This is a genomic window from Streptomyces sp. NBC_00223, assembly GCF_036199905.1.
GTDB lineage: Bacteria > Actinomycetota > Actinomycetes > Streptomycetales > Streptomycetaceae > Actinacidiphila.
Genome location: NZ_CP108109.1, coordinates 6,740,892 through 6,760,000 on the forward strand (window position 1 = coordinate 6,740,892; position 19,109 = coordinate 6,760,000).

At 71.8% G+C, this 19,109-nt stretch carries 19 protein-coding genes (1 of these 19 only partly in view); 12 read left to right on the top strand and 7 right to left on the bottom strand.

Going from position 1 to position 19,109, the window contains the following annotated elements:
- The first annotated feature begins 115 nt into the window (after positions 1 to 115).
- Complete coding sequence (locus tag OHA30_RS28780) at positions 116 to 439, top strand: hypothetical protein (RefSeq protein ID WP_328918112.1); 324 nt, start codon at positions 116 to 118, stop codon at positions 437 to 439.
- An 84-nt stretch (positions 440 to 523) separates the two neighbouring features.
- Positions 524 to 1,045 (top strand): SixA phosphatase family protein, encoded by a 522-nt coding sequence (locus OHA30_RS28785; RefSeq protein WP_328916789.1) that lies wholly within the window; start codon positions 524 to 526, stop codon positions 1,043 to 1,045.
- A 57-nt stretch (positions 1,046 to 1,102) separates the two neighbouring features.
- On the opposite strand, the gene serB is transcribed toward OHA30_RS28785, so the two are convergent.
- On the bottom strand, positions 1,103 to 2,344 hold the full coding sequence (gene serB, locus OHA30_RS28790; RefSeq protein WP_328916790.1) for a phosphoserine phosphatase SerB: 1,242 nt from the start codon (positions 2,342 to 2,344) through the stop codon (positions 1,103 to 1,105).
- 688 nt (positions 2,345 to 3,032) lie between these two features.
- Here serB and OHA30_RS28795 point away from each other — a divergent pair.
- Positions 3,033 to 5,537 (top strand): FHA domain-containing protein, encoded by a 2,505-nt coding sequence (locus OHA30_RS28795; RefSeq protein ID WP_328916791.1) that lies wholly within the window; start codon positions 3,033 to 3,035, stop codon positions 5,535 to 5,537.
- Between the two features lie 99 nt (positions 5,538 to 5,636).
- On the opposite strand, the gene OHA30_RS28800 is transcribed toward OHA30_RS28795, so the two are convergent.
- The 3 genes from OHA30_RS28800 to OHA30_RS28810 form a co-directional block, all read right to left on the bottom strand.
- Entirely contained in the window at positions 5,637 to 6,560 is a 924-nt protein-coding gene (locus OHA30_RS28800) for a transglycosylase SLT domain-containing protein (protein ID WP_328916792.1), read from the bottom strand.
- Positions 6,561 to 6,852: 292 nt separating this feature from the next.
- Positions 6,853 to 7,965, bottom strand: a complete 1,113-nt coding sequence (locus OHA30_RS28805; protein ID WP_328916793.1) for an S-adenosylmethionine:tRNA ribosyltransferase-isomerase — start codon at positions 7,963 to 7,965, stop codon at positions 6,853 to 6,855.
- Positions 7,962 to 8,669, bottom strand: a complete 708-nt coding sequence (locus OHA30_RS28810) for an SDR family NAD(P)-dependent oxidoreductase (protein WP_328916794.1) — start codon at positions 8,667 to 8,669, stop codon at positions 7,962 to 7,964. Before OHA30_RS28810 ends, OHA30_RS28805 begins: the two co-directional genes overlap by 4 nt.
- Before the next feature lie 191 nt (positions 8,670 to 8,860).
- On the opposite strand from OHA30_RS28810, the gene OHA30_RS28815 reads away from it, so the two are divergent.
- The 3 genes from OHA30_RS28815 (at position 8,861) to OHA30_RS28825 (ending at position 11,222) form a co-directional block, all read left to right on the top strand.
- Positions 8,861 to 10,069, top strand: a complete 1,209-nt coding sequence (locus tag OHA30_RS28815; protein ID WP_328916795.1) for a GAF domain-containing sensor histidine kinase — start codon at positions 8,861 to 8,863, stop codon at positions 10,067 to 10,069.
- 43 nt (positions 10,070 to 10,112) lie between these two features.
- Complete coding sequence (locus OHA30_RS28820) at positions 10,113 to 10,757, top strand: response regulator transcription factor (protein ID WP_328918036.1); 645 nt, start codon at positions 10,113 to 10,115, stop codon at positions 10,755 to 10,757.
- A 225-nt stretch (positions 10,758 to 10,982) separates the two neighbouring features.
- On the top strand, positions 10,983 to 11,222 hold the full coding sequence (locus tag OHA30_RS28825; protein ID WP_328916796.1) for a chaplin: 240 nt from the start codon (positions 10,983 to 10,985) through the stop codon (positions 11,220 to 11,222).
- Between the two features lie 168 nt (positions 11,223 to 11,390).
- On the opposite strand, the gene OHA30_RS28830 is transcribed toward OHA30_RS28825, so the two are convergent.
- Positions 11,391 to 12,179 (bottom strand): hypothetical protein, encoded by a 789-nt coding sequence (locus tag OHA30_RS28830; protein ID WP_328916797.1) that lies wholly within the window; start codon positions 12,177 to 12,179, stop codon positions 11,391 to 11,393.
- Positions 12,180 to 12,284: 105 nt separating this feature from the next.
- Between OHA30_RS28830 and OHA30_RS28835 the strand changes: the two genes are divergently transcribed.
- The 4 genes from OHA30_RS28835 (at position 12,285) to OHA30_RS28850 (ending at position 15,643) form a co-directional block, all read left to right on the top strand.
- Complete coding sequence (locus OHA30_RS28835) at positions 12,285 to 13,100, top strand: ABC transporter ATP-binding protein (RefSeq protein WP_328916798.1); 816 nt, start codon at positions 12,285 to 12,287, stop codon at positions 13,098 to 13,100.
- A gap of 63 nt (positions 13,101 to 13,163) precedes the next feature.
- Complete coding sequence (locus tag OHA30_RS28840; protein ID WP_328916799.1) at positions 13,164 to 13,598, top strand: NfeD family protein; 435 nt, start codon at positions 13,164 to 13,166, stop codon at positions 13,596 to 13,598.
- 134 nt (positions 13,599 to 13,732) lie between these two features.
- Positions 13,733 to 14,683: an SPFH domain-containing protein gene (locus OHA30_RS28845; protein ID WP_328916800.1), complete on the top strand. Its 951-nt coding sequence runs from the start codon at positions 13,733 to 13,735 to the stop codon at positions 14,681 to 14,683.
- Positions 14,684 to 14,875: 192 nt separating this feature from the next.
- On the top strand, positions 14,876 to 15,643 hold the full coding sequence (locus OHA30_RS28850) for a sulfite exporter TauE/SafE family protein (RefSeq protein ID WP_328916801.1): 768 nt from the start codon (positions 14,876 to 14,878) through the stop codon (positions 15,641 to 15,643).
- Positions 15,644 to 15,670: 27 nt separating this feature from the next.
- Here OHA30_RS28850 and OHA30_RS28855 read toward each other — a convergent pair whose 3' ends face one another.
- Both OHA30_RS28855 and OHA30_RS28860 read right to left on the bottom strand, forming a co-directional pair.
- Positions 15,671 to 16,174, bottom strand: a complete 504-nt coding sequence (locus tag OHA30_RS28855) for an HNH endonuclease (RefSeq protein ID WP_328916802.1) — start codon at positions 16,172 to 16,174, stop codon at positions 15,671 to 15,673.
- 499 nt (positions 16,175 to 16,673) lie between these two features.
- On the bottom strand, positions 16,674 to 17,210 hold the full coding sequence (locus OHA30_RS28860) for a YbhB/YbcL family Raf kinase inhibitor-like protein (protein WP_328916803.1): 537 nt from the start codon (positions 17,208 to 17,210) through the stop codon (positions 16,674 to 16,676).
- A gap of 116 nt (positions 17,211 to 17,326) precedes the next feature.
- On the opposite strand from OHA30_RS28860, the gene OHA30_RS28865 reads away from it, so the two are divergent.
- Both OHA30_RS28865 and tyrS read left to right on the top strand, forming a co-directional pair.
- Entirely contained in the window at positions 17,327 to 17,965 is a 639-nt protein-coding gene (locus OHA30_RS28865) for a DNA-3-methyladenine glycosylase (protein WP_328916804.1), read from the top strand.
- 183 nt (positions 17,966 to 18,148) lie between these two features.
- Positions 18,149 to 19,109, top strand: the 5' portion of a protein-coding gene (tyrS, locus tag OHA30_RS28870) for a tyrosine--tRNA ligase (protein WP_328916805.1). 299 nt of this gene lie beyond the right edge of the window; 961 of the gene's 1,260 nt are visible here — the first part of the coding sequence; its start codon is at positions 18,149 to 18,151; the stop codon falls past the right edge of the window.

Genomic DNA, 19,109 nt, shown 5'->3' on the forward strand with positions numbered 1-19,109 from the left:
CAGGGTCAGGGTCGAGTGGGTGGACGGCCGGATGGGACCGGCCGCCGCCTCCCCGTAGCGTCGAAGTGCATTCAGACACAAGGCACTTCGACGGTCCACCACGGAGGCGGTCACCGTGACCACGCAGTCCCCGCACCTCTACTCCCGGCAGACGCGGCAGGCGCAGACGCGGCAGGCCCGCCAGGTCCGGCAGGCCGGTCCGGCCCGGACCGTTTCCGCGGCCCCGGCCGGCTCCGAAGGCGGCACCTCTTCCGCGCCGCCGGCCGGCGTGCAGACCCGGCTGCCGTGGTGGGCCGTCGCGCTGCCCGCCGTCGCCTTCGCCGCCCTGCTCGCGCTGCTCAGCGGCGGGTCCGCCCAGGCCGACACCGCCGCCTCCGGCGCCGATCTGCTCGGCCGGATGGTGACGGTGCTGACGGACCTCGTGCACCACCTGCCGTGACCCTCGGCCCAGCAGCCCCCGCAACCCCACGAGGACAGCGGCCATCCCGCGCCTGACCGCCGGTTTTCTGGAAAGCTGAGGGGTATGACCGCCGATTCGACCCGCACCATCGTCCTGCTCCGGCACGCCAAGGCCGACTGGCCGTCCGTCCCCGATCACGAGCGGCCGCTGGCCGACCGGGGCCGCCATGACGCCCCCGCGGTCGGCCGCCGCTTCATCGACGACGGCATCAGCCCCGACCTCGCCCTGTGCTCCACCGCCGCCCGTACCCGTGAGACCTGGAAACTCGTCGCCCACGAACTGCCGCACCGGCCCAAGACGGTCTACGAGGAGCGGCTTTACGAGGCGAGCCTCGGCGAGCTGATCGCCCTGGTGACCGAGACCCCCGACGAGATCGGCTCGCTGCTGCTGGTCGGCCACAACCCCGGGATGCACGCGCTCGCCGACGCGCTGGCCGGCTCCGCCGAGGGGGACGCGCCGGTCCGGATGAACCGGGCCGGATTCCCCACCGCGGCCTTCGCCGTCCTGACCTTCTCCGGCTCCTGGAAGTCCGTCGAGCACGGGGTCGCCACGCTGACCTCCTTCTGGGGGCCGCACGAGGCATGACGTCGGCCCGGCGGCGCGGGAGGCGAAAGCTTCCTGCGGCCCGGGCCTCGGTACGGGTCAGGTGGTCGGTACGCCGTCCAGCTCGTCGGCCGCCTCGATCTCCTCGCGGGTGATGCCCAGCAGATACAGCACGGTGTCCAGGAACGGCACGTTCACCGCGGTGTCCGCCGCCTGGCGTACGACGGGCTTGGCGTTGAAGGCCACGCCGAGCCCGGCCGCGTTGAGCATGTCCAGGTCGTTCGCGCCGTCGCCGATCGCCACGGTCTGGCTCAGCGGCACCCCGGCCAGCTGGGCGAAGCTGCGCAGCAGGCTCGCCTTGCCCGCGCGGTCCACGATCGGCCCGGTGACCTTGCCGGTCAGCCGCCCGTCCACGACCTCCAGGGTGTTCGCCGCGGCGAAGTCCAGCCCCAGCCGCTCCTTGAGATCGTCCGTGACTTGCGTGAAGCCGCCGGAGACGACGCCGACCTGGTAGCCGAGGCGCTTGAGCGTACGGACCAAAGTGCGCGCGCCGGGGGTGAGCCGTACCTCGGAGCGGACCTTGTCCACCACCGATACGTCGAGGCCCGCCAGCAGGGCCACCCGGGCGTGCAGCGACTGCTCGAAGTCCAGCTCGCCGCGCATCGCCCGGGCGGTCACCTCGGCGACCTCCGCCTCGCACCCGGCGTGCGCGGCGAACAGCTCGATCACCTCGTCCTGGATCAGGGTGGAGTCCACGTCCATCACGACCAGCCGCTGGGCCCTGCGCTGGAGCCCGGACGGTACGACCGCCACGTCCACGCCTCGGGCGGCGGCCTCCCGGGCGAGCGCGGAGCGCAGCGCGGTGTGCTCGGCGCCGGACACCGCGAACTCCACGGCCGTCACCGGGTACTTCGCCAGCCGGAAGATGCGGTCGATGTTGCCGCCGGCGCCGGTGATCGTGGCGGTTATCGCCGCGGTCGACTCGGCGGTCAGCGGTTGGCCGAGGACCGTCACATGGGAGCGGCCTTCGCCGCGCGGACGGTTGTCGCCGGTGCCCGAGATGATCTCGGCCTGCATCTGGTTCGACTCGGCCCAGCCGTGCAGGGTGGCCCGCAGCTCGCCGTCGGCGCCCTGGCCGCCGGGCACGGTCACCAGGGCGCACAGCACTATGCGGCCGCGGGTGACGACCTGCTCGATGTCCACGACGTCCACGGAGTACGCGGCGAGGGTCTCGAACAGGCCGGCGGTGATGCCGGGGCGGTCCTTGCCGAAGATCTTGACCAGCAGGGTGGGTACGTCGGCGGCGACCGGGGTGGGGTGGGTCTGCGAGGCGTCGTCCATGGTGGGTCCCACGGTATCCGGCCGGGGGCGCGCGATCATCTCCGTCCCGCGTTCCGGACACGGCCCTCGTGCGGGGCGGGCTCCCCCCGGGCAACGTTCCCTTGCCGTGAAAGTTCACACTGCCGCACGTACGGTCACGCAGCGTGACGTCCCTGGCCGGTCATGAGGGGCTCCGCCCCTCGGCCTCCGGGTCCGGTTCGGCACCGCCGCACTCCGCCGTCCCGCGTCCCGCCGCCGCGGCGGATTGGAGGAAGGCTTCGCCTCCCTCGGCCACCCCGGGTTCTGGGGTTGGTACGCGGTCCGGCCCGCCGGCTCGCGTCTGTGGGGGTGAGGGGCTGCGCCCCCTTGCGCTATCTCGGCTCACCAGCCAGGGCCGGGCTCGGCGCCGCCGGGCTTCGCCGTCCCGCGTCCCGCCGGCGCGGCGGATTGGAGGAAGGCTTCGCCTTCCTCGGCCACCCCGCCTCGGCCGCCGGGGTTCGCTGCTTCGCGTCACGCCGTGGCGGCGGGGGTTTCGGCTGGACTGGGCGAAGGGGCAGCGTTTTGCGTTCTGGCGGGGAGGGAGGGAGATGTTGTCGCGGAATTCGTACATGAGAGGGTTTTCCGTTACGGGACCGGGGCCTGCGATAGTTCCTCCCGATGTTCGTGATCCATAGACTCCCCCCATGGGGGACAACTCGGGGGACAACCAATGGGGCTTGGGGTGCCTGAACTCGTACTCGCAATGAACGGAAGGACCTGGACGCTCGACGCGTCCAGGTCGTACAGCCTGGGGCGCGACCCGCAGGGAGATCTCGTCCTCGAAGACGCGCGCGTGTCGTGGCGGCACGCCACCATCCGCCCCGCCGAACGCGGTTGGGTCATCGAAGACCTCGGCAGCACCAACGGCACCTTCGTACAGGGCCAACGCATACAGCAGTCCGAGGTGGGAGCCGGCTCCGCCGTCCATCTCGGAAACGCCACCGACGGCCCCCGGCTGGAATTCAGCGCCGCGCCGCAGGCCCAACAGGCCCCGCAGCAGCAGATATACGCCGGCCACGCCCAGGGCGCCCCCGCCGCGCCGGCCCTACCCGCTCCCGCCCGGGCCGGCTTGGGCGCGCCGCCCGCGCAGGTCCCGCAGCAGCAGCCCGTCTGGGGCGGACCGCCGCAACCGGGACCGCAGGCCCCCGCCCAGCAGCCGCAGCCGGGCCTGCGCAGCCCGACCACCTTCCATCAACTCGCCCTCGGCCGCGTGATGAAGATCGGCCGCGCGCTGGAGAACGAGTTGGTGGTCACCGACCTCCAGGTCTCCCGCCACCACGCGGAGTTCCGCGCGCACCCCGACGGCCGTTACGAGATCGTCGACCTCGGCAGCCACAACGGCACCTACGTCAACGGTCAGCCGATCCAGCGTCATCTGCTGGGCCCGAACGACATCGTCGGCGTCGGCCACTCCACCTTCCGGCTGGTCGGCGACCGGCTGGAGGAGTTCGTCGACACCGGCGCGGTCTCGTTCTCCGCGCGCCGCCTGTCGGTCACCGTGCCGCACGGCAAGACGACGAAGACCATCCTCAAGGACGTCTCCTTCGGCGTGCCGGAGAAGTCGCTGATCGGTGTGATCGGCCCCTCCGGCTCCGGCAAGTCCACACTGCTGCGGGCCCTGACCGGCTACCGCCCCGCCGACCAGGGCGACGTGCTGTACGACAACCGGAATCTGTACAAGCAGTTCGCCGAGCTGCGCCAGCGCATCGGCCTGGTCCCGCAGGACGACATCCTGCACAAGGAACTCCAGGTCAGAACCGCCCTGCGATACGCGGCCAAGCTCCGCTTCCCCGGTGACACCGCGTCCGCCGAGCGCGAGGCGCGGATCGACGAGGTGCTGCGCGAACTCAAGCTCGACATCCACGCCGACAAGCGGATCACCTCCCTGTCCGGCGGCCAGCGCAAGCGCGTCTCCGTGGCGCTCGAACTGCTCACCAAGCCGTCGCTGATCTTCCTGGACGAGCCGACCTCCGGCCTCGACCCGGGCATGGACCGCGATGTGATGAAGCTGCTGCGCGGCCTGGCCGACGACGGCCGTACGGTCCTGGTGGTCACCCACTCCGTCGCCGAACTCGCGCTGTGCGACAAGCTGCTGGTCATGGCGCCCGGCGGTTCCGTCGCGTACTTCGGGCCGCCGGACGAGGCGCTGACCTTCTTCGGCTACGAGACCTGGGCCGATGTCTTCTCGGCGTTCGAGAACTACCGCGACTACGACTGGTCGGGACGCTGGCGCGGTTCGCAGCATTACCAGATGTACGCGGCCGAACTGGACGCGGCGGCGCCGCAGGCGGCCCCGTACATACCGCAGCAGGCGGTCCGGCCGCCCAAGCCACAGGGGTGGGTGCCGCAGCTGTTCACGCTGGTCCGCCGCTATCTGTCGGTGATCATCTCCGACCGGGGCTTCATCGGTCTGATGGTGATCCTGCCCGCGGTCCTCGGTGTCGTCAGCGTGCTGATCCCGGCCGACAACGGCCTCGGGTTCGGCCCGGCGCCGCGCTTCCAGAACAGGGACGCCGGCACCATCCTGATGATCCTCGCGGTCGGCGCGTGTTTCGCGGGCGCCGCGAACTCCGTCCGTGAGCTGATCAAGGAACGGGTGATCTACGAGCGCGAACGCGCGGTCGGCCTGTCCAGGTCCGCGTATCTGATGTCGAAGATCATCGTGCTCGGCCTGATCACCGCCCTCCAGGGCGCGATCATCTGCGGCATCGGCTTCGCGCCGCGCAAGCTGCCCACCGAGGGCGTGGTGCTGCACACCCACCCCGGTGTGGAAATGGCCCTGGTCATCATGGCGTTCGGCTTCACCTCGATGATGTTCGGGCTGATCATCTCGGCCCTGGTGAAGACGTCCGAGAAGACCATGCCGCTGCTGGTCATGTTCGCCATCGTGCAGATCGTCTTCACCGGTGTGCTCTTCCAGCTCTTCGGCAAGCCCGGTGTGGAGCAGCTGTCCTGGCTGATGCCGGCCCGCTGGGCGGTGGCCGGCACGGGGGCGACCGCGGACCTCAACGTCCTGCTGCCGTGGGACCCGACCAGCAACGGCGACGCGCTGTGGAAGCACAGCGCGGGCATCTGGACGCTGGACATGGTGGTCCTGATCCTCATGAGCGTCGGGTGCGGAATCGTCGTCGCCCGTCTGCTGCGCAGGCACGAGCCGGAAGTCATGCGGAAGTAGTCACCGCGGGCGGGAACAACCCGGCGGAGCCGAAAGGGCGGTGGGACGCAATGCGTCCCACCGCCCTTTTCCCGTACGGGAATCGACCGCGCGGACCGATCAGTACGCGGAGTTCACGTTGTCCATCGAACCGTATCGGTGGTACGCGTAGTTGCAGGCCGCGGTGATGTTGGCCACCGGGTCGTAGATGTTCCACGAGGTTCCGTCGACGTGGTACGTCTGGAACGTCGGGTCGATCACCTGCAGCAGACCCTTGGAGGGAATACCGTTCTGCGCGTTGATGTCCCACAGATTGATCGCCTGCGGGTTTCCGCTCGACTCGCGGATGATGTTGCGGTAAATGCCGTTGTACGAACCCGGAATTCCATGGGCGGCCATGACGTCCATGGATTCCTTGATCCAGCCGTCCAGGTTGTCGGTGTACGTCTTGGCGGCGGGCACCGCGGTGGCCGGCTTGGGCGCCGGCTTGGCCGGTGCGGGCCTGCTCTGAACCGGCTTGCTCTGCACGGGCTTCGGGGCCGGCTTGGGCTGCACGGGACGGGGTGCGGGCTTGGGGCTGGCCGGCTTGAGCGTGGCGCGGTGCGTGGAGCGGTTCGCGGCGGCCTTGGCCCTGCTGCGCTCAAGGGCGTCGGCGGCGGCCTTCCGCTGGGCGGCGGCGGCCGCTTCCCTGGCCGCCTTCTTCTTCGCCGCCGCGGCGTCGGCGGCCGCCTGCTTCTTGGCCGCGGCGTCCGCGACGGCCTTCTTCTCGGCGGCGTCGGCCACGTCGGCCGCGTGCTTCTTCGCCGCCGCCTGCTCGGCGATCGCGCGCTGCGACGCCGTGCCGGCGTTCGCGTCGATGTTCTTGATCGGCTCACCGGCGGACACGGCAAACCCGGTGGGGTCGCCCTCGGCGACCGCTGACCCGCCGGTCACCTGCAGACCGGTGACCGTCAGGAGCACAGCGGCCGCGGCGGCGGAGCCGGCCACGGTGATCTTGTGTTTCTTGGACAGTCGGCCGAACTTCGGGATCTGGGGGAGCTGCATGGGGGGACTACCTCTTCCGATGGGGACCCGAGAATTCTTAGAGGGTCCGAAATCGGGGGTCAATGAGTGTCCCTACGAGCTGAATTCGTAGATCGGCCGCGGCCGTGCCGGCGGAATCCCGGTTGTTCGCCAGCGAAATAGGCGGCCTTATTCTACTAAGCCGCTTAGTATGTGACGCACGTCCTATAGGTGAGGTCACACGCCAGTACCCCCTCTGTCACCCGAGGTGACCGAGGGGGTGCTTTATGTGACGCTTATATCCGTGGTTTTCGCGGTATGCCGGGAAGGCGCTTCACGGCCTGGCCAGCAGCAGATTCACGTCGCCGAATTCATGCCAGCGATAGCGGCCGCGCAGCGCCTCCGCGTAGACCCGCTCCAGGAGCCGGTCGCCCGCCAGGGCCCGCAGCATCAGCAGGTGGGACGCCTCCGGTTCGTGGAATCCGGTGAGCAGGCCGTCCACCGCGCGCACCCCGCGTTCCGGGGTGATCACCAGCTCCGTCCAGCCCCGGGCCGCCCGCACCGTGCCGCGCCCGTCCGCCGCCGACTCCAGCGCCCGTACCGCGGTCGTGCCCACCGCCACCACCCGGCCGCCGGCCGCCCGTGCCGCGTTGACCTGCCACGCGGTGCTCGCGGGTACGGCGAACGGCTCCGCGTACGGTGGCTCGCCCGCCTCGGCCGAGGCCACGCCGGTGTGCAGCGTGATCGGCGCGATCTGCACTCCCCGGCTGACCAGCTCCGTGACCAGCGCCGTCGTGAACGGCCGCCCGGCGCTCGGCATCTCCGCCGACCCCATGCCGTCCGGCGAATGTCCCGGCGATGCCGCAGGCCCCGAGAACACCGTCTGGTATGCCGACAGTGGCTGATCGCGTGCGGTGTACGAATAGCGAATAGGACGCCCGTAACGGTGCAAATGCGACAATACACCTCTCTCTTTGGATGTCACCACCCACAGCCGGTCCGTGCCGGGGTCGAGCGGTTCGTCCAGTACGAGACTTCCGCCACCCCGCAGCTCCACCACCGCCCCCGCCGGCCCGCCCGCCCTGCGGACCGTAGAACCGTGCCCGTCGGGCGTACGGATCTCGACCACCCAGCGACCGTCGTCCCGGCGGGTGGAGAAGTGCGTCACCACGGCCTCGCCCGCCAGCCTCCCGTCCACCGCGGCCGGCAGCGTCCGCGAGGTGTTCACCACCAGCACGTCACCGGCCCGCAGCAGCCCGGGCAGCTCGCGGAAGCCGTGGTGGGTGACCGCACCGGCTGCCCCGGCCTCCCCGCCTTCGCGGCCCACCAGCAGCCGTACCGCGTCCCGGCGAGGCGGGGGCACGGCGGCCGCCAGCTCCGGCGGCACCCGCAGCCCAGCGAGCCCGCCGGAGCCCGTACCCGTACCCACCGTGCCCGCCGGGGTCATCGCGCCTCCGCCGGGGCCGGAGCGGCGACGTAACGGCCGCTCGGCGCCCGGTCGTCCAGCAGCCGCAGGAAGTCCGGCACGACCTCCTCGGGCAGCGGCCGCCCGCCGAAGTCCGGGTCGTCCGGGACCGCCGCCGCGTACAGCTCCGTCCGCAGATCGCCCGGGTCCACCCACCACACGCGGACCGCCGGCTCCTCCTGGGCCAGCACCGCCGACAGATGGTCGAGCGCCGCCTTGCTCGCTCCGTACCCTCCCCATGTGGGATACGGCTCGACCGCCGCGTCCGAACTCACGTTGACCACCGCGCCTTCGGCCGCACGCAGCGCCGGAAGGGCTGCCCGCACCAGTGCGAAGGGCGCGGTGACATTGGTCTCCAGCGCCTCCCGCAGCCCCTCCACCGGCAGTTCGGCCAGCGGCACCAGCGGCTCGGCGCCCAGCGCGCTCGCGTTGTTCACCAGCAGGTCGACGCCCTCGCCCAGCGCGAGCGCCGCCGCGACCAGTTCGGCCCGGTGCCCGGCGTCCGTCACATCGCCCGGCACCGCCCTGACACGCCCCGGCGCACCCCGTTCAAGATCCGCCGCGGCCGACCGCAGCGCGTCCGCGTTCCGCCCGTCCAGGACGAGGTCCCAGCCGCGCTCCGCGAGACCCGCGGCCAGCGCCCGGCCCAGACCCCGCGACGCCCCCGTGATGATCGCAACCGGCATGATGCCGCCCTCCGCGTCCTGGCCCGGCGCAGCGCCGGACCGACTGGTCTCACCGTAGGAAGGGGTCCGCGGCGGGCGCCTCGGGCGGGCGGCGCAGGGGGTGCGGTCACTTCGGCCTAGGCCCGATGGCCGAGGACGCTCCGCCCGGCGGCGCATACGGACGGTCACCCCGCGCCGGTACGGTGGAGGACATGCCACCCAGGACACCCCGAGGCGGGATCGAAGCGGTCAGCGCCGCGGTGCTCGCGATGAGCCGCCGGCTGGAGGTGCGCGAGGTCCTGCAGACCATCGTCGCCTCCGCCCGCGAGCTGCTCGGCGCCGAGTATGCCGCCCTCGGTGTGCCCGACGACCACGGCGGCTTCGCCCAGTTCGTGGTCGACGGTGTCAGCGAGGCGCAGTGGAAGGCCATCGGCCCGCTGCCCCGCCAGCACGGCGTCCTGGCCGCGATGCTCCACGAGGCCACCCCGCGGCGGCTGGCCGACGTCCGCACCTTCGAGAGCTTCGAGGGCTGGCCGCGCGCCCACCCGGAGATGACGGACTTCATCGGCATGCCGATCGTCGACGGCGACGAGATCCTGGGCGCCATCTTCCTGGCGAACAAGGAGGGCTGCCCGCGGCGGGAAAGCCGGCCGGAGCAGGACCCCCTGCCGGGCGAACCCCGCGCCGAGCGGCCCGCGCCGGGCGTCTGCGGCTTCACCCAGGAGGACGAGGACCTGCTGCACCTGCTCGCCGACCACGCCGCCATCGCCCTGACCAACGCCCGGCTCTACGAACGCAGCCGCGAGCTGACCCTGGCGGGGGAGCGGGCCAGGATCGCCCACGAACTGCACGACGCCGTCTCCCAGAAGCTCTTCTCCCTGCGGCTGACCGCCCAGGCAGCCGCCGCCCTCGTGGACAGCGACCCGGCCCGCGCCAAGGAGGAGATCCGCCAGGTCACCGCGCTGGCCGCCGAGGCCGCCGACGAGCTGCGGGCCGTCGTGGTGGAGCTGCGCCCGGCCGCCCTGGACGAGGACGGCCTGCTCGCCACCCTGCGCACCCAGGCCGACGTGCTCGACCGCGTGCACGCCGCGGATGTCACCTTCCACGCCTGCGCGGTACGGGCCCTGCCCGCCGCCCAGGAGGAGGCGTTGCTGCGGGTCGCCCAGGAGGCGATGCACAACGCGCTGCGGCACGCGCACGCCTCCTCGGTCGGCGTCACCCTGGAAGGACGCGGCAAAGGGGCACGGCTGCGCGTCCGCGACGACGGCCGCGGCTTCGACCCGACGGCGGTCCGCAGCGCCGGCCGCCACCTCGGACTGGTCTCGATGCGGGACCGGGCCGACGGCGTCGGCGGCAGCCTGACCGTGGAATCGGCGCCCGGCAAGGGCACCGTCATCGAGATGGAGGTGCCCGGTGGCTGAGCGGGACGGGGGCGGCGCGCGGCGCTCCGAGGAGAAGGCGACGGTGGGCGGCGGGCGGATCATCCGGGTGCTGCTGGTCGACGACCACCAGGTCGTGCGCCGGGGCCTGCGGACGTTCCTGGAAGTGCAGGGCGACATCGAGGTCGTCGGCGAGGCGGGGGACGGCGAGGAGGGCGTGGCCCGCGCGCAGGAGCTGCGGCCCGACGTGATCCTGATGGACGTCAAGATGCCCGGCGTCGACGGCATCGAGGCCCTGCGGCTGCTGCACGACGCGGAGAACCCGGCCAGGGTGCTGATCGTCACCAGCTTCACCGAGCAGCGCACGGTGGTGCCCGCGCTGCGGGCCGGGGCCGCCGGATACGTCTACAAGGACGTCGACCCGGTCGCGCTCGCCGACGCGATCCGCTCGGTGCACGCCGGACACGTACTGCTCCAGCCCGAGGTGGCCGGGGCGCTGCTCTCCCAGGAGCAGAGCCCGGGCACCGGCCGCGGCAACGCGCTGACCGAGCGCGAGCGGGAAGTGCTCGGGCTGATCGCCGACGGCCGGTCCAACCGGGAGATCGCCCGCGCGCTGGTGCTGTCCGAGAAGACGGTGAAGACCCACGTCTCGAACATCCTCATGAAGCTGGACCTCGCCGACCGCACCCAGGCGGCGCTGTGGGCGGTGCGCAACGGGGTGGGGAACTGACAGCCGCGCACCTCGCGCAAACCGCCCGCCACGCCCGGCGTGCGCACGCCCTGAGCGCCTCGCGCACTCCGCCTGCCACGCGCGCACGCCGGGCGTACGGCGGGCTGAGATTCATACTGTCGGGTGTATGTGGGCGCGGCGGCGCATCCCCTGAGGCGATCATCCGTTCTGCATGGCGTGCCGCGGCGGAAGGCCGCGGTACGTCCCGCAAGGAGGAAGTTCGAAGTGATCACCTTCAAGAAGGCCGCGACCCTCACCCTCGTGGCGGGCGGCCTGGCCGTCGCCGGTGCCGGTGTCGCCTCCGCCGACAGCGGCGCCCAGGGTGCCGCTGTGAAGTCCCCGGGCGTGCTCTCCGGCAACCTGCTCCAGGTCCCGGTGCACGTCCCGGTCAACGTGGTCGGCAACACGATCAACGTGATCGGCCTGCTGAACCCCGCGTTCGGCAACGCCGGCGTCAACAGCTGACACCGGCCCCCGCCTGACCCGGCGCAGACCGGGCGCGCCGCCCCCCCACAGACGCGCTCCCTCCCACCGGCGCGCCGACCCCCCACGTACAGGCACCCCCCGCCGCACAGGCCCCGCGCCCGACGGACCACCGTCACCGCGGGGCCTGCGCGGCACCCGGCGGCGCGCTCACGGCCTGCGCCGCTCCGCCTCCTCGACATACGCGTTGTACGCCGCCACCTGCGCCCTGCGCGCCGTACGCTCCACCGGCCGCAGCAATTCCGCCCGGGCCGCGATCTGCGACGCGCTCACCGCGGCCCCGTGACCGTCGGCGGCCAGCGCCACCAGCGCCCCGACCCGCTGGGCGAGCGCCAGCACCCGTACCGCGCGCGGCGGGTATCCCGGGGCCAGCACCTCGTGTCCGCGCTCCGAGCGCGCCCGGTACGCCTCCAGCGCCGCCTGCGCGGACGGCCCCGCGCCCGCGACGTCCAGTTGCGCCAGCGCGTGCGTCGCGTCCCGGAGTGCTTCCGCGAGCTCCCTTTCCGCCTCCCCGAGCGAGGGAACGTCGGCCGGCGGCGAGTCCCGTACCGGAAGGCACTGCCACTCCACCTCCACGTGCACATCGCCCTCCGGGCCCGCCTCGCGCACCTCCGGCACCAGGCCCAGCGCCGCCCCGCCCACCGTGAGCACCGCCTCGCCCGCGGCCAGCGCCCTGGCGTTGAACTCCGGCGGGCCGCTCAGCCCCAGCGGGTGCCCGGAGACCGGCAGCGCCAGCCGCAGCCCGGTCACCCCCAGGGCCCGCAGCCTGCCGAGCCCCAGCGTCAGACCGACCGGCGTCCGTTCACCGGGCAGGCCCGAGACTCGGTGCACGGCGTCGTCCGAGGTGATCCGCTGGGCGACGTCATCAGGTGCGGCAAGTCCGGCAAGCAGGGCATTTCCCCACGCGGTCAGCCGCCCTGAGCGAGGTTCATCAAGCATGCCCCCAGCCTAGGGACTGGACCTGTCGCGCGGTGGCGTAAGTTTTCCCCGGGGGTTCCTTCCGGCTCGTGCCGTACCCGGCACGCCGGATCTGCCGAGACTGCAATGGGAGACAACGCGCTCATGAGCGATGTACTGGAGCTGGTGGACGTATCCGTGGTCCGCGACGGACGGGCTCTGGTGGAACAGGTCTCGTGGTCGGTCGCCGAGGGGGAGCGCTGGGTCATCCTCGGCCCCAACGGCGCGGGCAAGACCACCCTGCTCAATGTCGCGTCGAGCTACCTCTTCCCGAGTTCCGGCACCGTGCAGATCCTCGGCGAGAAGCTCGGCAACGTGGACGTCTTCGAGCTGCGCCCCCGTATCGGCATGGCCGGCGCCGCCATGGCCGAGAAGATGCCGCGCAGCCAGACCGTACTGGAGACGGTGCTCACCGCCGCGTACGGCATGACCGCCACCTGGCACGAGGGCTACGAGCAGATCGACGAGGACCGGGCCCGCGCCTTCCTGGACCGGCTCGGCATGAACGACTTCCTGAACCGCAAGTTCGGCACCCTGTCCGAGGGCGAGCGCAAGCGGACCCTGATCGCCCGCGCGATGATGTCCGACCCCGAGCTGCTGCTGCTTGACGAGCCCGCCGCGGGCCTCGACCTCGGCGGCCGCGAGGACCTCGTACGCCGGCTCGGCCGGCTCGCCCGCGACCCCATCGCCCCCTCCATGATCATGGTCACCCACCATGTCGAGGAGATCGCGCCCGGCTTCACCCATGTGCTGATGATCCGTCAGGGCAAGGTCGTCGCGGCCGGACCGCTCGACCTCGAACTCACCTCGCGCAATCTGTCCCTCTGCTTCGGCCTCCCCCTCGTCGTGGAGCGCCGCGGCGACCGCTGGACCGCCGCCGGGCTGCCGCTGTCGCAGGCGTGAGTCACGGCTTCCTCGTTATCGCTTCCTCAAAGCACTGCCGCACCAAGGGCGTTCACGCTTACGATGGGTAACGTGGACGCATGGGTGTGGTGGCTCATAGCAGCAGTCGGTCTGGGCATTCCGCTGGTGATCACGGCGATGCCCGAGTTCGGGATGTTCGCCGTCGGGGCGGTGGCCGGTGCGATCACGGCGGGTATGGGCGGCGGAATCGTGGCCCAGGTCGTCGTCTTCGTCGTCGTCTCGGTCGCGCTCCTCGCCGTCGTACGCCCGATCGCCTACCGGAACCGGCACGACCACCCCGAGTTGCGCAGCGGAGTGGACGCGCTCAAGGGCAAGCAGGCCGTGGTCCTGGAGCGGGTGGACGGCGGTGAAGGGGGAAGGATCAAGCTGGGCGGAGAGATCTGGTCGGCCCGCGCCCTGGAGCTCGGCCAGGTCTTCGACCCGGGGCAGCACGTGGACGTGGTCGAGATCGACGGAGCGACCGCCGTCGTCATGTAGACCGCCGTCGTCATGCAGCCCAACCCGACGAACCCGCACGCGGCAGGCCACCGGTCTGCGAGACTTGATCATGCCGAAGTACGCCAGCAGCGGCGTACTTCCACCTTCACCGTCACAAGGCCCGGGGAGTGGACATGCAGATCATCATCGTCCTCATCATCCTGGTGGTGCTCGTCTTCATCGCGCTGATCAAGACGGTCCAGGTCATTCCGCAGGCCAGCGCCGCCATTGTCGAACGATTCGGCCGGTACACCCGGACCCTCAGCGCCGGGCTGAACATCGTCGTGCCGTTCATCGACACCATCCGCAACCGGATCGACCTGCGCGAACAGGTCGTCCCCTTCCCGCCGCAGCCGGTGATCACCCAGGACAACCTGGTCGTGAACATCGACACCGTCATCTACTACCAGGTCACCGACGCGCGGGCCGCGACCTACGAAGTCGCCAGCTACATCCAGGCGATCGAGCAGCTCACCGTCACCACGCTGCGCAACATCATCGGCGGCATGGACCTGGAGCGGACCCTGACGTCCCGTGAGGAGATCAACGCGGCGCTGCGCGGTGTCCTCGACGAGGCCACCGGCAAGTGGGGCATCCGGGTCAACCGCGTCGAGCTCAAGGCGATCGAACCGCCCACCTCCATCCAGGACTCGATGGAGAAGCAGATGCGCGCCGACCGTGACAAGCGCGCCGCGATCCTCACCGCCGAGGGCATACGCCAGTCCCAGATCCTCACCGCGGAGGGCGAGAAGCAGTCCTCCATCCTGCGCGCCGAAGGTGAGTCCAAGGCCGCGGCCCTGCGCGCGGAGGGCGAGGCCCAGGCGATCCGTACGGTCTTCGAGTCCATCCACGCCGGCGACCCGGACCAGAAGCTGCTCGCCTACCAGTACCTCCAGATGCTGCCGAAGATCGCCGAGGGCGACGCCAACAAGCTCTGGATCATTCCCAGCGAACTCAACGACGCGCTCAAGGGGCTCGGCGGGATCGTCAACATCCCCGGTGCGCCCGGGACCGGCAACGGCGGGGCGAGCGCGCCCACCACGCCGGCGCCGCGCCGCGAGGCCGCGCCCTTCGACAAGGACTGAGCGGGGCGGGACGTCGGCCCGTACGGGTCGGCCGTCGCGGATGAGGCATCAGGCGCCCCCGGCCGGGTACGGCCGGGGGCGCCTGCCCGCAGTTCGGGACGCTGTTCTGCCGCCGCGCCCGCTGTGAAATGATCGCCGCGCACCCCTCGACCCCACGGCGGGGAGGATGCGCAGCGATCATGGAGAACCGCTATGTCCCCAGCAGAAGCCCTGGCCGTCTTCGCCGCAGGAATTGGCGCGGGCACCATCAATACGATCGTCGGGTCGGGAACGTTGCTGACGTTCCCCGTCCTGCTCGCCGTCGGCCTGCCGCCGGTCACCGCCAACGTGTCCAACGCGCTCGGCCTCGTCCCCGGCTCCGTCGCCGGCGCGATCGGCTACCGCCGTGAACTCGCCGGTCAGCGCGCCCGGTTGCTGCGCCTGGGCGGCGTCTGTCTGGTCGGCGGGGTCATCGGAGCGTTTCTGCTGGTCACCCTGCCGTCCGCGGCGTTCGACGCGATCGTGCCCGTACTGATCGGCGCGGCGCTGGTCCTGGTCGTCCTCCAGCCCCGGCTGGCCCGCGCGGTCCAGGCCCGCCGCGACCGCACCGGGGCCGAGGCCCCCACCCACGGCGGACCCGTACTGGCCCTCGGCCTGCTGCTCGCCAGCATGTACGGCGGCTACTTCGGCGCGGCCCAGGGCGTCATCTACCTCTCCCTGATGGGCCTGCTCCTCAACGAGACGCTGCAACGCGTCAACGGGCTCAAGAACGTGCTGGGCGCCCTGGTCAACGGGGTCGCCGCGATCTTCTTCATCATCGTCGCCCATATGGACTGGGCGGCCGTCGGCCTTGTCGCCGCCGGCGCCACCATCGGCGGGCTGGTCGGCGCCCGGGTCGGGCGCCGCCTCCCGCCGACGGTGCTGCGCGCGCTCATCGTCGTCGTCGGCGTCGTGGCCATCGTCCAGCTGATCCTGCGCTGAGGGCTTGTCCGCCCGGGTCGTCGCAGGTCAGGCGGGCAGCGCCAGCCACTCGGGCAGGCCGGCCCGGTCCCGTACGCCCAGCGCCAGCAGCAGCGCGTCCGCCGGCGTGGGCTCGAACGGCCGGACCAGCAGCCGCATCCCCGCCTGCTCCGGCGTACGGTCCGCCTTGCGCTGGTTGTCCTCGGAGCACGCCGCGACCGTGTTCAGCCAGGTGTCCTGGCCGCCGCGCGACTTCGGCTGCACATGGTCGACGGTCGTCGCGCGCCGCCCGCAGTACGCGCAGCGGTGCCGGTCCCGTACGAGGACGCCGCGCCGCGACCACGGCGCCCGTTGTCGGAACGGCACCCGTACGTAGCGGCACAGCCGGATCACCTGCGGCAACGGCACGTCCACGTCGGCGGCGCGGATACGCAGCCCGGGGTGGGCCTGCTCCACGACCGCCTTGTCCTGCATCACCAGCACGACCGCGCGCCGCAGCGACACCGTCGACAGCGGCTCGAAGCTTGCGTTCAGCACGAGCGTCTCCCGCATTCCCGCCCACCTCCCGGCTCGTCCCGCGAAACCGCTCCACTGTCCCGCGCGCGATCCGGCACGACAACGCAATTTCGCCTCCGGCGCGGCCCCCACGAACCTCCCGCCGCCGGCGCCGCCCCACCCCCGGAGCCCTCCCGCCCCACGAACCACGCCGCCGGACCACGACCCCCCGCCACCGGACGGCGCCCGCCTGGACTGGCCTTCCACGTCGGCACGACGCGCCTTCCCTCGCTCCGAGGCTCCGGTCTGGGCGAGCGGCCCACTTCTTTCCGCCGCAGCGGCGGGACGCGGGACGGCGGGGTCCGGCGGTGCCCGGCCGGGCGGACGGGGTGGGCAGGCATGCGGCCGGTGGTGCCCGGCCGGGCGGGTCTGCGCTGGGCGCGCGAGTTCGCCTGCTGCTGCCGCGACGGGAGACGCGTAGCGTCCGTGTCCGGTGGTGCCCCACCGGGCGGGCCCGGCCGCACCGGGTGGAGATGCCCGGTGCGGCGGCGTGGGATCAGGCGGAGGGTGTCTCGAAGTGGGCGATCAGCTGGGCCCGCCCCACCGTGTGGAACCGCAGATTGAACCCCACCACCGCGGGCGTCGCCTCCGCGTCCACCCCCAACTTCTCCGTATCGACCGCGTACACCGTGAACACGTACCGGTGAGCCCCGTCCCCCGGCGGCGGAGCCGCCCCACCGAAGTCCCGCGACCCGTAGTCGTTACGCGCGTGCACCGCCCCCGCGGGCAACCCCGCGAAGTCCCCCGACCCCACCCCCGGCGCCAGCTCGCGCACCGACGCCGGAATGTCGAACAGCACCCAGTGCCAGAACCCGCTCCCCGTCGGCGCGTCCGGGTCGTAACAGGTGACCGCGAAGCTCTTCGTCCCTTCGGGGAACCCCTCCCACCGCAGATGCGGCGACGTGTTGCCCCCCTCGTACACCTGGTCGTCCTTGAGGACCCCGCCCGGCGTCACATCGTCGCTCACCACCGTGAACTCCGGCACCGGCGGATGGAAGTCATGGGGGAGCGGCCGCCGCGCTTGCTCGGTCACCTCGACACCTCCTGCTCGCAGAGAGAATCTTGCGCCCCGAGCCTAGTCTCGCCCCCTGCCCGGAGGGCGTGACGCACGCGGAACCGCCCCGCCCGGTTCCAGTACGCTCGTACCCCGTGATCACCGCACCCGACCGGGCCCCTCTGGACCGTTCCTTCTTCGACCGGCCCGTCCTGGAGATCGCCCCCGACCTGCTGGGCCGCGTCCTCGTACGGGCCACCGACGACGGCCCGATCGAGCTGCGGCTGACCGAGGTCGAGGCGTACGACGGCCCGAACGACCCCGGCTCACACGCCTACCGCGGCCGCACCGACCGCAACGCCGTGATGTTCGGACCGCCCGGCCACACCTACGTCTACTTCACCTACGGCATGTGGCACTGCCTGAACCTGGTGTGCGGCCCGCAAGGCCGCGCCAGCGGAGTGCTGCTCAGAGCCGGCCGGATCATCGCGGGCGCCGACCTCGCCCGCGCCCACCGGCCCACCTCCCGCAAGGACGCCGACCTCGCCCAGGGCCCCGCCCGGCTGGCCACCGCGCTCTCGGTCGACCGCGAGCTCAACGGCTCCGACGCCTGCTCCGACGGTGAGGGCCCCTTCCGGGTCCTCACCGGCACCCCGCCCCCGGCCACCGACATCCGCTCCGGACCCCGTACGGGCGTCGGCGGCGACGGCGCCGACCACCCCTGGCGCTACTGGATCGACGGCGACCCCACCGTCAGCCCCTACCGGGCGCACGCCCCGCGCAAGCGCCGCTGACGACATCGCCGGCCAGGGGGTGCCAAGGGGTCGCCGGGGGAGCGGTGAAAAACGCTCCGCCGTCGACGCCCCCGGACCGCGTAGGCTCGGACACGCCGCTCCGAGCAGTACACCCCTGTTCCTGAGCAGCACCTCACACCCACACGCGGCATCACCCACCCCTATATGAGGAGACCCGAAACCGTGACGGACATCGTCGACGAGCTGAAGTGGCGCGGGCTGATCGCCGTATCCACTGACGAGGACGCACTGCGCAAGGCGTTCGCGGACGGGCCCGTCACGGTCTATTGCGGCTTCGACCCCACCGCGCCGAGCCTCCACCTGGGCAACCTCGTGCAGATCCTCACCGTGCGCCGGCTCCAGCTGGCCGGCCACCGCCCGCTGGGCCTGGTCGGCGGCGCCACCGGTCTGATCGGCGACCCCAAGCCGAACGCCGAGCGCACGCTGAACGACCCGTCGGTCGTCGCCGAGTGGGTGGAGCGGGTACGGGCCCAGATCGAGCCCTACCTCTCCTTCGAGGGCCCCAACGCCGCCGTCATGGTCAACAACCTGGACTGGACGTCGGGTCTGTCGGCCATCGAGTTCCTGCGCGACATCGGCAAGCACTTCCGCGTGAACAAGATGATCGCCAAGGAGGCCGTATCCCGCCGGCTCAACTCCGACCAGGGCATCAGCTACACGGAGTTCAGCTACCAGATCCTCCAGGGCATGGACTTCCTGGAGCTGCACCGGCGCTACGGCTGCACCATGCAGACCGGCGGCAGCGACCAGTGGGGCAACCTCACCGCGGGCATCGACCTGATCCACCGGGTCGAGGGCGCCACCGTGCACGCGCTCGCCACCCCGCTGCTCACCAAGGCGGACGGCACCAAGTTCGGCAAGACCGAGGGCGGCGCGATCTGGCTCGACCCGGAGATGACCACGCCGTACGCCTTCTACCAGTTCTGGCTGAACGCGGACGACCGGGACATCTCGAACTTCGTCCGGGTCTTCAGCTTCAAGTCCCCTGCGGAGATCGAGGAGTTGGAGCGTTCCACCGAGGAGCGCCCGCAGGCCAGGCTCGCTCAGCGCGCCCTCGCGGAGGAGCTGACCACGCTCGTCCACGGAGCCGAGCAGTGCGCCGCCGTGATCGCCGCATCGAAGG

Coding starts and splice junctions, on each gene's coding strand:
- OHA30_RS28800 (WP_328916792.1), bottom strand. CDS start 6,560: ATGCAGCTCCCCCAGATCCCGAAGTTCGGCCGACTGTCCAAGAAACAC.
- serB (WP_328916790.1), bottom strand. CDS start 2,344: ATGGACGACGCCTCGCAGACCCACCCCACCCCGGTCGCCGCCGACGTA.
- OHA30_RS28795 (WP_328916791.1), top strand. CDS start 3,033: ATGGGGCTTGGGGTGCCTGAACTCGTACTCGCAATGAACGGAAGGACC.
- OHA30_RS28840 (WP_328916799.1), top strand. CDS start 13,164: ATGGGTAACGTGGACGCATGGGTGTGGTGGCTCATAGCAGCAGTCGGT.
- OHA30_RS28845 (WP_328916800.1), top strand. CDS start 13,733: ATGCAGATCATCATCGTCCTCATCATCCTGGTGGTGCTCGTCTTCATC.
- OHA30_RS28810 (WP_328916794.1), bottom strand. CDS start 8,669: ATGCCGGTTGCGATCATCACGGGGGCGTCGCGGGGTCTGGGCCGGGCG.
- OHA30_RS28855 (WP_328916802.1), bottom strand. CDS start 16,174: ATGCGGGAGACGCTCGTGCTGAACGCAAGCTTCGAGCCGCTGTCGACG.
- OHA30_RS28830 (WP_328916797.1), bottom strand. CDS start 12,179: ATGCTTGATGAACCTCGCTCAGGGCGGCTGACCGCGTGGGGAAATGCC.
- OHA30_RS28785 (WP_328916789.1), top strand. CDS start 524: ATGACCGCCGATTCGACCCGCACCATCGTCCTGCTCCGGCACGCCAAG.
- OHA30_RS28835 (WP_328916798.1), top strand. CDS start 12,285: ATGGGAGACAACGCGCTCATGAGCGATGTACTGGAGCTGGTGGACGTA.
- OHA30_RS28850 (WP_328916801.1), top strand. CDS start 14,876: ATGTCCCCAGCAGAAGCCCTGGCCGTCTTCGCCGCAGGAATTGGCGCG.
- OHA30_RS28805 (WP_328916793.1), bottom strand. CDS start 7,965: ATGACCCCGGCGGGCACGGTGGGTACGGGTACGGGCTCCGGCGGGCTC.
- OHA30_RS28815 (WP_328916795.1), top strand. CDS start 8,861: ATGCCACCCAGGACACCCCGAGGCGGGATCGAAGCGGTCAGCGCCGCG.